The organism is Sedimenticola hydrogenitrophicus, assembly GCF_029017505.1.
GTDB lineage: Bacteria > Pseudomonadota > Gammaproteobacteria > Chromatiales > Chromatiaceae > Sedimenticola > Sedimenticola hydrogenitrophicus_A.
On the sequence record NZ_JAQGEI010000002.1, the window covers coordinates 36,744 to 49,371 of the forward strand.

13 protein-coding genes are annotated in these 12,628 nt (G+C 61.2%); 4 read left to right on the forward strand and 9 right to left on the reverse strand.

Translation table 11 applies throughout. From position 1 onward, the window contains the following. Positions 1-108: 108 nt before the first annotated feature. Positions 109-1,293, reverse strand: a complete 1,185-nt coding sequence (locus O9K64_RS01475; protein ID WP_275096299.1) for an NAD(P)/FAD-dependent oxidoreductase — start codon at positions 1,291-1,293, stop codon at positions 109-111. A 190-nt stretch (positions 1,294-1,483) separates the two neighbouring features. On the opposite strand from O9K64_RS01475, the gene O9K64_RS01480 reads away from it, so the two are divergent. Continuing rightward, positions 1,484-2,848 (forward strand): DEAD/DEAH box helicase, encoded by a 1,365-nt coding sequence (locus O9K64_RS01480; RefSeq protein ID WP_275096300.1) that lies wholly within the window; start codon positions 1,484-1,486, stop codon positions 2,846-2,848. A 17-nt stretch (positions 2,849-2,865) separates the two neighbouring features. Then, positions 2,866-3,093: a DUF3820 family protein gene (locus tag O9K64_RS01485; RefSeq protein WP_275096301.1), complete on the forward strand. Its 228-nt coding sequence runs from the start codon at positions 2,866-2,868 to the stop codon at positions 3,091-3,093. Between the two features lie 17 nt (positions 3,094-3,110). On the opposite strand, the gene O9K64_RS01490 is transcribed toward O9K64_RS01485, so the two are convergent. Continuing rightward, positions 3,111-3,677 (reverse strand): plasmid pRiA4b ORF-3 family protein, encoded by a 567-nt coding sequence (locus O9K64_RS01490; RefSeq protein ID WP_275096302.1) that lies wholly within the window; start codon positions 3,675-3,677, stop codon positions 3,111-3,113. Between the two features lie 300 nt (positions 3,678-3,977). On the opposite strand from O9K64_RS01490, the gene O9K64_RS01495 reads away from it, so the two are divergent. Then, positions 3,978-4,712, forward strand: a complete 735-nt coding sequence (locus tag O9K64_RS01495) for an NYN domain-containing protein (RefSeq protein WP_275096303.1) — start codon at positions 3,978-3,980, stop codon at positions 4,710-4,712. Between the two features lie 403 nt (positions 4,713-5,115). Here the strand turns inward: O9K64_RS01495 and O9K64_RS01500 are convergent, their stop codons facing one another. The 6 genes from O9K64_RS01500 to O9K64_RS01525 form a co-directional block, all read right to left on the reverse strand. After that, positions 5,116-6,279 (reverse strand): hypothetical protein, encoded by a 1,164-nt coding sequence (locus tag O9K64_RS01500; RefSeq protein WP_275096304.1) that lies wholly within the window; start codon positions 6,277-6,279, stop codon positions 5,116-5,118. A 608-nt stretch (positions 6,280-6,887) separates the two neighbouring features. Beyond that, the gene (locus tag O9K64_RS01505) at positions 6,888-7,577 is read right to left on the reverse strand and encodes a DUF2461 domain-containing protein (RefSeq protein WP_275096305.1); all 690 of its coding nucleotides are present in this window, start codon (positions 7,575-7,577) and stop codon (positions 6,888-6,890) included. A gap of 290 nt (positions 7,578-7,867) precedes the next feature. Then, positions 7,868-8,794, reverse strand: coding sequence for an AEC family transporter (locus tag O9K64_RS01510; protein WP_275096306.1), 927 nt, complete (start codon positions 8,792-8,794; stop codon positions 7,868-7,870). 129 nt (positions 8,795-8,923) lie between these two features. Beyond that, on the reverse strand, positions 8,924-9,175 hold the full coding sequence (locus tag O9K64_RS01515) for a hypothetical protein (protein WP_275096307.1): 252 nt from the start codon (positions 9,173-9,175) through the stop codon (positions 8,924-8,926). A gap of 93 nt (positions 9,176-9,268) precedes the next feature. Continuing rightward, on the reverse strand, positions 9,269-9,979 hold the full coding sequence (locus tag O9K64_RS01520) for a hypothetical protein (RefSeq protein WP_275096308.1): 711 nt from the start codon (positions 9,977-9,979) through the stop codon (positions 9,269-9,271). Continuing rightward, positions 9,966-11,174, reverse strand: a complete 1,209-nt coding sequence (locus O9K64_RS01525) for a class I SAM-dependent methyltransferase (RefSeq protein ID WP_275096309.1) — start codon at positions 11,172-11,174, stop codon at positions 9,966-9,968. The genes O9K64_RS01520 and O9K64_RS01525 overlap by 14 nt, the downstream gene beginning before the upstream one ends. A 196-nt stretch (positions 11,175-11,370) precedes the next feature. Here O9K64_RS01525 and O9K64_RS01530 point away from each other — a divergent pair, with 196 nt between their 5' ends. Beyond that, positions 11,371-12,114, forward strand: a complete 744-nt coding sequence (locus tag O9K64_RS01530) for a pteridine reductase (RefSeq protein ID WP_275096310.1) — start codon at positions 11,371-11,373, stop codon at positions 12,112-12,114. 6 nt (positions 12,115-12,120) lie between these two features. Here the strand turns inward: O9K64_RS01530 and folK are convergent, their stop codons facing one another. Continuing rightward, positions 12,121-12,627 carry a 2-amino-4-hydroxy-6-hydroxymethyldihydropteridine diphosphokinase gene (gene folK / locus O9K64_RS01535; RefSeq protein ID WP_275096311.1) on the reverse strand — a complete coding sequence of 169 codons (507 nt, stop codon included), beginning with the start codon at positions 12,625-12,627 and terminating at the stop codon, positions 12,121-12,123. Position 12,628 lies beyond the last annotated feature (1 nt).

Genomic DNA, 12,628 nt, shown 5'->3' on the forward strand with positions numbered 1-12,628 from the left:
TAACGGGTAGCGACGATTACAGTTGAAACTTAAATTGAAATATCGCCTGGCGAGGCAGATAAGCACATCACAATATGCTTCTAAATTTTCACAGCCGAAAGCGTGTGATCAGACAAACTGCCCGGCGGCGTACCCGGACGACCAGGCCCACTGGAAATTGAAGCCGCCGAGGTGCCCGGTGACATCCATCACCTCGCCAATGAAGAAAAGGCCCGGCTGACGCCGGCTCTCCATAGTCTTCGACGAGAGCTCATCGGTATCCACGCCCCCCAGGGTCACCTCGGCGGTCCGGTAGCCTTCGGTGCCCGCCGGCTTCAGGGTCCAGCCGTTCAACTGCCCGGCGATCCGGCGGAGCAGCTGATCCGGCATGTCCGAAACCGGCCGTTCCGACCACTCCGCCCAGTACAGCGCCATCAGCTGGTTAATTAGTTTCCTGGGCAACTGTTGTGCCAGGAGATTCTTCAGCAGCCCCCTGGGATGGGTGGCTTTCAGCGTCAACAGCAGCGCTTCCGCCGCGGTATCCGGCAGCAGATCCACCACCACCGGCTCGCCCGCACGCCAGTAGTTGGAGAGCTGCAGCACCACCGGACCGCTCAATCCCCGATGGGTGAACAGCAGCTGTTCGGTGAAGCTGTGATTGTCGGTATGCATGCGCACCGGCAGCGAGATACCGGCCAGCCGCGTGCACACCTCCTTCATCCGGTCGCTGAAGGTAAAAGGCACCAGGCCGGCGCGCTGCGGCAATACCCGCAGGCCGAACTGGCGGGCGATCGTGTAACCGAAACCGCTCGATCCCATGCTCGGGATCGACAGACCGCCGGTCGCCACCACCAGGGAGTCGGCACTGAATTCCCCCAGGCTGGTTTGCAGCCGGTAGCGTTGTGCATAACCTATTTCCCGGATCTCACACCCGGTCAGCAGGGTCACCCCGGGCTGATCGCACTCCGCCAGCAGCATGTCGAGGATCTCCCGGGCGGAGCCGTCACAGAACAGCTGCCCATGCTCCCGCTCGTGATAGGCGATGCCGTAACGCTCGACCAGGGCGATAAAATCCCACTGGGTATAGCGTTTCAGTGCCGATTTGCAGAAGTGGGGATTGGCGGAGACAAAGTTGCCCGGCTGCACATGGCGATTGGTAAAATTGCAGCGCCCGCCGCCGGACATGAGGATTTTCTTGCCCACCTTGCGGCTGTTGTCCAGCAGCAACACCCGACGGCCGCGCCGTGCCGCCGTGGCCGCGCACATGAGACCGGCGGCACCGGCGCCGATTATGATCACATCATACTGATTCACTGCTTGGTCCCGGATGGCGATAGGGCTCAGGCGCTGGCGCCCACGCGACGCGCTGTCGGTTACTACTCGGTTGGCGCCCATTATCCCACAGAAAGGCCCGCCTCGGCGCGGTTGGATTTATCCCAACACTCCGCCACAATGGATTACAATAGCCGGCAATTCCGTTTCCATTGCGCTCAAGGTGATTCCGTTGTTATCCAGCTTCCCGCTCCACCCCAGCCTGCTCCAGATGCTAGACGCCCTGGGACTGAGTGAGGCCACGCCCATCCAGCGGCAGGCAATTCCGCTGGTGCTGGAACGACGCGACCTGATCGCCAGCGCGGAGACCGGCAGCGGCAAGACCTTCGCCTTCCTGCTGCCGACCCTGGATCACCTGCTCAACAATTCGGCGCCCGAGAGCGGCACCCGGGTGCTGATCCTGGTGCCGACCCGGGAACTGGCCCACCAGATACTCAAGCAGGGCGAGAAGCTGATCGGCGGCACCCGCCTGCAGATCGGCCTGATCACCGGTGGTGAATCCTTCAAGTACCAGCGCGCCCTGTTCCGGAAAAATCCGGAAATCATCGTGGCCACTCCGGGCCGGCTGCTGGAACACCTGGAACAGGGGACACCCGACTTCAAAGAGCTGGAAGTGCTGATCCTGGACGAGGCCGACCGGATGCTGGACATGGGCTTCAGCGAGGATGTCCTGAAAATCACCGGGCAGTGCAGCAGTGCCCGCCAGACCCTGCTGTTCTCCGCCACCCTGAGCCACCGGGGACTGAAAGAGATGATCGACACGCTGCTGCGTGACCCGGCGGTCGTCACCCTCAGCACGGTGCGTGACCGCCACGGCAACATCACCCAGCAGATCATCCCGGCCGATGACAAGATCCATAAAAAAGCCCAGCTCACCTGGCTGCTGCAACATGAGGAGTACGACAAGGCCCTGGTGTTTACCAACACCAGGCTGCAGGCCGACGCCCTGGGTCCCGAGCTGCGTAAGCAGGGTCTGCGGGTCGGCGTGCTGCATGGCGACATGACCCAGGATGAACGTAACCAGGTCATGGCCTTTCTGCGTCAGGGCACCATCAAGATCCTGGTGGCCACCGATGTGGCCGCGCGCGGGCTGGATATCAAGGGTGTGGATCTGGTGATCAACTTCGACATGGCGCGCAGCGGCAAGGATTACGTGCACCGCATCGGCCGTACCGGACGCGCCGGCAAACAGGGTCTGGCCATCTCCCTGATCACCCATCAGGAGTGGAACCTGATGAGCGGCATCGAGCGTTATCTGAAACATGAATTCGAGCGCCGCACCATCAAGGAGATCGCGGGCAAGTACCGCGGCCCCAGGAAGCTGAAAAGCTCCGGCAAGGCCGCCGGCGGCAAAAACAAAAAAGCGACTGCCCAGGATGACAAGATCGAAGCGAAAAAACCCAAGCAGCGGCTGCGCGACAGAAAGAATATCGGCAAGCGACGTAAGCCGAGCGATGCTGCATCGACCAATGCTCCGCGCGAGGCGGGCCATAAACCGCTCACCCGAAAGAGCGAAAAACCGGCCACACCCGGCTAAGGGCTCGGTGATACAACATGTTCGATAAGAAGGATCTGATCAGACTCGCCAAGATGGAGATGCCGTTCGGCAAGTATCAGGGACGGGTGCTGATCGACCTGCCGGAGGCGTACCTTATCTGGTTCGCCAATCAGGGCTTTCCGGAAGGCCGGCTGGGAGAGTTGATGGCACTGGCCCTGGAGATCAAGATCAACGGGCTGGAGGGCCTGATCGAGCCACTGAAGCGGACGCCGACCATCCACTGATGCAGGCATCACGAGCATCAGCCCAAGCGAAGGTGCTTGTCCCGCAACAGGTCGTTGGTCAGGTCGAGATCGAACCGTTCGGGGGAGAACTCACCGCCGATCCAGCGGGTCATGTAGTCGTGTTCGGGGTGCGAGGGATCGGCAGTCGCCTCAAGAAACTCATCATAGCCGGGAGGCCCCCCCACATCCTCGGGCGGGCAGGCGCGTTCACCGTAGCAGCAGATCGGCAGGGTTTGCGACAAATCGTAGGGCAGGATCTCCTCCAGCACCACCCGATGCTCCCAGGCATCGCCGAAGTCGTAGATATAGAGCAGTCCGTCCCCCGGTTTCTTCAGCAGCTGGCGCAGACGGGTCTGCTGCTCATTGCGGGTATCATCCGGAAACTGGTCGTCGGGAATACCGTACTTTTCACCCTCGCGGATAAACATGTGCATATGGATATCGGTCCAGCCCATGGCAATCTGCAGGGTATCGTGCAGATCCGCCAGGGTATCGCTGTCGGCCACCCGCAGCTGGCGCCACACCTCCGGGATCACCCCCAGCAGGCTGATATTCAATTGGTAGACCTTACGTAGATAATCCATTGTATCGCGCTACCCGTACGCCCCCGTAGGCCGACATAGTATCAATCCGCCGCGAGAGTAAAACCCTTACCCGTCAAAATCATGATCTCGCTCAATCGTCCGCAGCGCCGTCAGCACCACTACGCACTTGATTATAGGACGATTTCCGCCCGCAATCCGGCAATGCCTCAACGCCGGTCCAGCGCACCGCGGCAGTATGGGAACGGTTCCGCCGCACGGTGGAGTCTGCTAGGCTGTGCCAGGTGCTGCCGTGCGACCCGGCAGATGGGTCTTGTAGATGGACAAAATAAGAACAGAACCATGGAAAATACCGACAAATTAGCGGTGCTTATCGACGCGGACAATGCGCAACCGAGCATTGTCGACGGCCTGCTGTCCGAGATCGCCAACTATGGCACGGCCAGCGTCAAGCGCATCTACGGCGATTGGACCTCGCCCAGTCTGAAGGGGTGGAAAGAGGTGCTACTGGAGCACTCGATCCAGCCGATGCAGCAGTTCGCCTACACCAAGGGCAAGAACGCCACCGACAGCGCCATGATTATCGACGCCATGGACCTGCTCTACACCAACAACTTCAACGGCTTCTGTATCGTCTCCAGCGACAGCGATTTTACCAAGCTGGCCTCCAGGATCCGGGAGTCGGGCCTGCTGGTGTACGGCTTCGGCGAGAAAAAGACCCCCTCGCCCTTTGTCTCGGCCTGTGACAAGTTCATCTACACCGAGGTGCTGCGTGCCAAGAGTGACGAAGGTGCCGCCATTGCCAAGAAGAGCAGCGGCGAATTAAAACAAGACACAAAACTTATCAGACTGCTGCGCAACGCTGTCACTATCGCTTCCGATGACAGCGGCTGGGCACATCTGGGGCCTGTCGGCAGCAACATCGCCAAGCAGTCTCCTGATTTCGACCCCCGCAACTACGGTTATGCAAAGTTAGGCGAACTGATTGCAGCAACAGCACTTTTTGATATGGAAGCACGACAGGTCGGTACTACGAATTCAAAAATCCTTGTTGTCCGTGACAAACGCAGCAAATAAGCATTTGAGCCGAATGGCACTTACTTAAGGCGAATTGCAGGATTTTCGTCATTCCGGCGCAGGCCGGAATCCAGGAATACCGCCACCATTAAGCAGTCTGGATCCCGGCCTGCGCCAGGATGACGGTGGTTCTTGGCTTAAGTAAGTGCCATTCGCATCTGAGCCGGAATCAATTCACCCGGCCCGACCGCGATTCTCGCTCTCTTTGTCCTAAATGCCATCCGCTTCCTGACCCCCATAATCTTTATCTCTCGCCAAGGCGCAAAGCAAAGCGTGATCAATCGAAGCGAAGCGCTATCTGCGGAAATATTGCCATTTTTCTTCTTGGCTCTCTTTGCGTCTCTGCGAGAAAATTTAGCCCTGCGAGTCAATTGGCGGAGCATAAGCCGACAAACCCCTCCCGCTATTCCACGCCCCAATACCGGGTGCCGATCGGCTCACCCAGATCCGCCTCCACCAGACGCCGCCGCACCTCCAGCAGCCGTTCGATCAGCCGCGGCTCCTTCGCCTCATAGGCATCGGCATCGGGGGTCCGCTTCACCACCACCCCCAACAGTTCGGTAATCGCATTGCCGATGGAGTTCTGGCTGATGGTGATGATCAGCCGTCCGCTGTCGTCACGGTAGAGCAGCTGCTTGAACGCCGGCTGCCAACGGATGGCGTTGGCGTACTTGGCATCGTGGATGCACTGATCCCGCACCTTCTTGGCGGTCTTGAGGAAATCGTTATTGTAGATCAGGGTGTTCTCGATCTGCTCGGGGAAATAGGCGTCCCGGGGGATCGGCGCATTGCGAGTGGAGACCTGGGTGAAGAAGGTGCGATAGAAGTCGATGAAGCCCATCAGGATGGCGTCGTACTCACGCCAGAAGCGGATGTTCTTCAGCACCTCCACGCCGCCCTGCACCTCCCAGCTCGGCAGGCCCTGGGGATAACCGGTGAGTTCGAGCCGGCAGGTGCCGTCGGTGACCGGACGCAGGATCTGCAGATCCAGCTGGGAGAAGAATTGGTGATAGACATCGTGCATGTAGGCCTGAAACAGGCTGTGCTGGCCGCCATCGGTGAGATTTGGATTATCCGCATCGGCCAACCGGGCTTCACGCAGCTGCCGCTTGTCGAAAACGATGAAATGGTTGTGCAGCATGCGGATGCTCGGCACGCCGGCGGAGGTGAGCGGCCAAGTGGCATCCAGGCTCGCCTCGCCCGCCAGGATCAGCGCCTCGTCGGGATCGGGAAACTGCTCCAGCATGTACTCGATCAGCACCTGGTTCATGCGATTCCAGACATGCTTCACCTGGTCCGGCACCTGGGTGCGGCGCACCGGCCGACCCAGTGGATCGAGGATACAGTTGGAGGTGTTGTAGATGATCGAGGCGTCGAAATCGTTGCTGTGGCCCAGCGCCTTGCGATAGAGCAGCAGGTTCTCCGGATTCACCAGCAGGCCGTTGTTGTGCACCAGGTCATTGAGGTTCTCGGTGCTGTTGAAGAACTCGTTCGGCATCATCCCCTCCGGCACCTCCAGGGGTATCGGACGGAACGGGGTTTCGATCTCGCGCGGACCTGACTGCATGGCCTTCACCTCGGTAGCAATATTCTGTTTATATGGTTATAAGTTATTGAAATAACTAACTTTTCAACATATTCACAGGCATCATAGAGCAACAGGCAAGATAAGCAAGTCATGCTATTCGCCAATGGTTTATTTCCAGTTATATACGAATGGCACTAAGTTAAGGCAGGAATCCATTTTTTCGTCATTCCATCCTTTGGTCCGTAACCGGTGCATCCATGCACCACTTCTCCGGCGCAGGCCGGACAAAAGCGCGAAGCGCGTTGAACGACTGAAAGTCGGCCCGAAGGGTGAGCGAAGCGAATCATCCATGAATTCACTGCGGATGCGGGTTCTGGATCCCGGCATTCGCCGGGATGACGGAAGCTCTGGGCTTAACTTAGTGCCATTCAGTTATATACCAGTTAGGTGTTGCATGAGGGGCAGTGCTTTTGTAGGAGTGGCTTTGCCACGAAAACCTTCGCGCCAGAGGCCCTACTACGGGGTGATTCACCAAGCCTGATAACACCAACAACTAACTCAGACATAGCCTTTTTTCCGCCGCGTGCAAGAGGATACAGGCAGGAACCTGCCGCCCGGAGCCGGGCGGTCGCCTGGGTGACGGCGGATCAGTAGTTGACGTTGATCGCGGTACAGAGATAGCGCATGAAGGGGTCGGTGCGGTGAAAATCCTTCAGCACCGACTGGGGGAACCGGGGCGAGTGGATCGCCGCCGGTTCGATCGGCTTGATGGCGATGAAGTCCTTTCTTTTCAGATCCTCGATCAGCGGGTGATCGGCAGCGAAGCCGCGTGGCGGCCGCTTCAGGCTGTCGCCCTCCAGGTTGAACTCGCGGGCGAAGGCGGGCGCCTGCAGCGCCTTCCTCCAGGCCGCCGGGTTGTCGTCCATGAAACCGCGGATCTGGCCCAGGGTCTTTGACTCCGGGTGCCAAATGCCGGCGCCGACAAAACAACCCTCCGGTTCGATGTGCAGATAGAAGCCGGGGGCGTGGATATCCTTGCCCAGCGCATGGCGGAACTGGATGCCGATGTTGGTCTTGTAGGGGGTCTTGTCGCTGGCGAAGCGGGTATCGCGGTAGACCCGCATCAGCGAGCCGCCCACCTTCTTCGGTATGGCGCGGAAATGGGGCGAGATCTCCGCCAGTCCGCCGGCCATGGATTCGATGAGGGCCAGCGCCGGCTCCCGGACCAGCGCCTCGTAACGGGGCTTGTTGTCGTTGAACCAGGTCTTGTTGTTGTTCGCCTTGAGTTCACCGAGAAACATCAGGGTGGCTTCGGGAAAACCGTTGAACCGGGCCATGATCGCCTCCTTGTACCGATATTTATGATTCGTCCGGGGTCGGAGTCAGGCCATTCCACCACAAGGCGGCGCGCTACTGTCCCGAATGGCCTGACTCCGACCCCGGACAAGTTCCCAGGTAAAACCCAACTCTAGTACTACTTCAATTTGATAAATTGCTTTCGTAGGGTGGATAAGCCGGTAGGCGCATCCACCGCGGAAATGGTGGATGCGCTGTCGCTTATCCACCCTACGAAACTGACTCCGACCCCTGACTAGTTCCCAGGTAAAACCCAACTCTAGCGGCTGAATCAGAAGCCCGCCAGCCAGATCATCACCGGCAGGGTCAATGCAGCGGCCACCACCTGCACCGTGATCAGGTTGGCCATCAAGGGCGCATCACCGCCCATCTGCCGCGCCAGGATGTAGGAGGTGGAGGCGGTGGGCACGGCGGCGGCGATCACCGCCACGGTGCGCGGCACCCCCTCGATGCCGAACAGCCAGGCGCCGGTGAACATCAACAGCGGCATCCCCAACAGGCGGATGGCGGCGCCGAACGAGACCAGCAGCCGGTGATCCAGCACCAGGGAGAAGTGCAGCCCGGCACCCACCGTCAGCAGGCCCAGCCCCAGCGCCCCGCCGCCGAGGATATCGAACAGGGAGAAGATCTGCGGCGGCAGTCCGAGGCCGCTGAGGTTGAGCGTGGCGCCGATCCCGCAGGCGATGATGAAGGGATTTTTCAGCAGCTTGCGCAACACATCCCTCAGGCCGCTGTCGCCATCGGTAAAGCGCGCCAGCACCGAGACATTGATGACGTTGAGCGGCGGGATGATCACCGCCATGATGATCGCCATGTAGGCCACCCCTTCATCACCGAAGAGCAGGCCGACGATGGAGAGGGCGATGAAGCCGTGCCAGCGGGTCGCCCCCTGGAACAGGCTGGTGAACGAAGCGCCGCCGATCCCCAGCCAGCGCCGCATCAGCGGCTGGAACAGCAGCAATAGCAGGCTCATGCCGAAGATGGCGAACAGCACCATGGCCGAGAACAGCAGCAGCTCGGTGGAGGCGATCTTGGCGGTGGCCAGGGTCTTGATCAGCAGTGCCGGAAAGAGCACGAAATAGCAGAGGTTTTCGAAGCCGAGCCAGCTCTCGTCGGTGAACAGCGGGGTCCGTCGCAGCAGCATCCCGAGCAGGATAATGGCAATGACCGGGATCAGTGCGTTGAAGACGGCGATCATGGGGCTGGCGGTTCCTGTGCAGCAAAAAACCCAGCCGGACTGGCTGGGAAAACCGGTATTTTAAGTTGTTCACGCTGCGGCGTGCAAAGCGCTTCTTGCATCCGCTGTCAGGGCGATGGGTCGCCGGTGTTACAGGGGCGAACCCCGTCCCTTGCTCGGGCAGGTGCCACCGGCACAGGGCGAGGGTCCCGGCAGTTCGGCATGACCGATACGGCCATACTCCCCCGCCTCCTCCGCCCATACCACGCGATGGGCGGGGACTTCTTCCGAGGGAAAGGGGATCAGCTGGCCGGTGACGCCGTCATTCTCCAGCACCTGATAGGTTTCGCCAAACAGCTCCAGAATATCGCCGGGTTGAAAGTCGCATTGGTAGGCAGACATAACTTGACTCACAGATGAAGGTTTTAGAATACGCCACCATCTACCCACAAAATCGTATCGTTTGCAACCATTCGGCGGAAATCAGAAGTGCATTCAGATGGGCATGAAGACCGCCGAGGCGACCGACTGGATAATGGTCTTGATGCGCCGGTTACCGCTCTGGGCGACGATCCGGGCCATCCCGTCCTGTAGCGCAATCAGCTTGCCCAACAGACGCTCATAGCTGAGATTGATCACCGGCCCCGCGGTCTCGTTACTGACCAGGAACAGCCGCCCCGCGCTGTCCCGGGTATGCCCCAGCTTCCAGGCGGCGATCTCGATATTGCGCGCGGCATTGTAGAGTTTCTGCGGATCCAATTCGTCGGTCAGATAGAAGGTCTGCTTGCCGTTGTGCGCCGCCAGGATCATCCCCCGCAGCCCCTCGACGAAGGCGAGCACCCGGTCGCCCCGGTACTGCTCATCGAAGGTCAGCATGATGGCATCGCTGCCGTGCTGCTGCCGCAACTCCGCAAACCGTCCGCTCCGAGCCGCGCCGAACACCCGCTCCACGGCCTGCTCCAGGCTGGCGGCACCACCCTTGCGCCACTCGCGGGGATTGCGCCGATAGAGCTTCTCCATCAGCTCCCGCAGATGCTCCATGGAGAACCGGATCTGGATCTCCGCCACCATATCCACATCGCTCCTGGCGATGTCATCCATGCGGAACTGGCGAGTCTTGATCGGCGAGTCTCGATCCGGCGTGCTGTTGCAGCCGACCAGCGCCAGCAACACTGCCGCCAGCACCAGCCGGCTAGAGCCGGTCACGCAGATCCCTCATGGCGAAACCGCTCAGCGGCGACTCCCAGCCCTTGGTCAGCCCCAGCACCTTGAAGCGCTCGCCCATCTCGGTCGGCAGGGTCAGGCGCCGCACCCCTTGTACCAGCGCCAGATGGGCCGCCGCCTCGTCCGGATCGGATTCGGCTACCAAACGGTCCAGTCCGCTGCCCATCAGGAAGAACGCCTGGGTGGTGTACCCCGCCACCCGGAACCCCGCCGCCAACGCCGCCTCGGCAATGGCGGTGAAATCCACATGGGCGGTAATATCCTGCAACCCCGGGTAGACCAGCGGGTCGGGGTGGGCGCGGTGCCGGTAGTGGCACATCAGGGTGCCGCGGCTGCGGGCCGGGTGGTAGTACTCGGCGCGGCTGTGGCCGTAATCGATCAGCAGCACCGCACCACGCTCCAGGCAGTGCGCCAGGGAAACGAGCCAGGGCCCGGCCCGCAGGTTGACCTCCGACTCATAATCATCGTTTGCCCCCAGTTGACCCAACGCGGCGGCCAGGTGTTGGGCAAAAGCGGGCGATTCCGGCGCCGCCCAGATCAGTTCGAAACGCTCCCCGTTGCAGCCGACAAACTGCTCCAACAGGGTGCCGGCGGAGAGCCGGAAGCGGTGTACCGGCATGGCGTCCAGCAGTTCGTTGGCGATCACCAGGCCGCAAAAGGCGCTCTCTGGAAACGCCGTCAGCCACTCGACCCGCTCGAGCAGATGGGGGGCATGTTGACTCAGGGTCTGGCGCTGGCGCTGCTGCAGCTCCGGACTCAGGTCCAGGATCAGATACCGTGCCGGCAGGCAGTCGAGCCGCTCCAGCTCCAGCAACAAATCGGCGGCGAGGATGCCGGAACCGGCCCCCACCTCCAGGATCGTGCCGCCGGGAAGTCCGTCGAGCACTTCCCGGCACTGGCGCGCCAGGCAGCGGGCAAACAGTGGCGAGATCTCCGGGGCGGTGACAAAATCCCCCGCCGCGCCGAACTTGCGCGCCCCGGCCGCGTAGTAGCCGAGCCCCGGGGCATAGAGGGCCAGCTCCATATAGCGGTCAAAGGGTATCCGGCCCCCGGCGGCGGCGATCTCGTCACGGATCAGCGACACCAGTTGCAGGCTGTGCTGGCGGGCGTCCGCATCCGGTGCCGGCAGCTGCGCCACGACGGCCTCGGCCGCCCGGGGGTTGGTGCGCTCAATCATGAATTTCGCAAACTCGTCTGTTCGGTATAAAGTGGCGGGTATTGAACCGTTATCATGGCCAGCGCCGCAATACTGGTGCTAGTTCAATTTGATAATGTACTTTTGTAGGGTGGATGCGCTGTCGCTTATCCACCCTACGAAACTGGCCTAGTCTAGCAGGACAGAGGGTAGAGCAAAAATCGAGGGAGAACCAGCCGTGGCAGTAGAAAACCCACCCGTCGCCCTGATCACCGGGGCCGCCCACCGCATCGGCGCCGCGATCACCCGTCGCCTGCACAAGGAGGGGCTGGATATCGCCCTGCACTACCACCGTTCGCAAGCCGCCGCCGAGGCGCTGCAAGACGAACTGGAGGGCCGGCGGGCCGATTCGGTGCGGCTGATCCAGGCCGATCTCAACGCCTTGGAACAGCTCACGGAGATGATTCAGCAGATCCGCCAGTGGCGCGGCCGGCTTGATCTGCTGGTCAACAACGCCTCCAGCTTCTACCCGACACCGCTGGAGCAGCTGAGCGTTGAGCAATGGGACGACCTGATGGGCACCAATCTCAAGGCGCCGTTTTTTCTCGCCGCCGCCGCCGCCCCCCTGCTCAGGGCAACCCGGGGGGCGATCATCAACCTGGTGGATATCCATGCCGAACGGCCGTTGAAGCATCACCCGGTCTACAGCATGGCCAAGGCGGGCAACGCCATGATGGTGAAATCACTGGCGCGGGAACTGGGGCCGGAGATCCGGGTCAACGGTGTGGCTCCGGGGGCCATTCTCTGGCCGGAACAGGAGCCGAGCGAGCAGGTGAAAAACGAGATCCTATCGCGCACTTCGCTGGGACGCTCCGGTACCCCGGAGGAGATTGCCGGCACCGTGCGCTTCCTGGCGCTGGACGCCCCCTACATCACCGGCCAGATCATCGCCGTGGACGGGGGCCGCAGCGTGCAGCAGTGACCGGCTTCAGGGCGCCGGCGGCAGGCCGGTCTCGAACGGCACCGGCCAGAGGCGCTGGGATGCCTGGTCAAAGCGCTGCCAGAGCTCATTGTAGGTGCGGCCCAGTTCCGGATGGCGGTCGTCGCCGGCCAGCTCGGTCAGCGGCAACAGGACAAAGGCATAGCGGGTGATCTCGTCCCGCGGCAGGTGCAGCCCGTTCAGATCCACAACCCGGTCGCCGTAGGTCAGCAGATCGATATCCAGGGTGCGCGCAGCGAAACCGCCCCCCTCCCGGGTGCGGCCGTGGGCCGACTCGATGGCGCGAAACCGGCCGATCAGCTCCGTCACCGGCCGCTCGGTATCGATCCCCACCACCAGGTTGTAGAAGGCATCGCCGGAAAAACCGACCGCCTCGCTCTCGTAGACCCGGGAGACCAGCAAGCGACCGAATTCGGCCTGCAGGTCATGTAGCGCCGCGCGGATGTTGTTTTCGCGGTCGATATTGCTGCCGAGACTGAGCCAGATCCTGGGCATG

What these genes read in the sequence shown, in the direction of transcription:
- O9K64_RS01485 (WP_275096301.1), top strand. Translation starts at nt 2,866, where the DNA reads ATGTTCGATAAGAAGGATCTGATCAGACTCGCCAAGATGGAGATGCCG.
- O9K64_RS01490 (WP_275096302.1), bottom strand. Translation starts at nt 3,677, where the DNA reads ATGGATTATCTACGTAAGGTCTACCAATTGAATATCAGCCTGCTGGGG.
- O9K64_RS01495 (WP_275096303.1), top strand. Translation starts at nt 3,978, where the DNA reads ATGGAAAATACCGACAAATTAGCGGTGCTTATCGACGCGGACAATGCG.
- O9K64_RS01500 (WP_275096304.1), bottom strand. Translation starts at nt 6,279, where the DNA reads ATGCAGTCAGGTCCGCGCGAGATCGAAACCCCGTTCCGTCCGATACCC.
- O9K64_RS01505 (WP_275096305.1), bottom strand. Translation starts at nt 7,577, where the DNA reads ATGGCCCGGTTCAACGGTTTTCCCGAAGCCACCCTGATGTTTCTCGGT.
- O9K64_RS01510 (WP_275096306.1), bottom strand. Translation starts at nt 8,794, where the DNA reads ATGATCGCCGTCTTCAACGCACTGATCCCGGTCATTGCCATTATCCTG.
- O9K64_RS01515 (WP_275096307.1), bottom strand. Translation starts at nt 9,175, where the DNA reads ATGTCTGCCTACCAATGCGACTTTCAACCCGGCGATATTCTGGAGCTG.
- O9K64_RS01525 (WP_275096309.1), bottom strand. Translation starts at nt 11,174, where the DNA reads ATGATTGAGCGCACCAACCCCCGGGCGGCCGAGGCCGTCGTGGCGCAG.
- folK (WP_275096311.1), bottom strand. Translation starts at nt 12,627, where the DNA reads ATGCCCAGGATCTGGCTCAGTCTCGGCAGCAATATCGACCGCGAAAAC.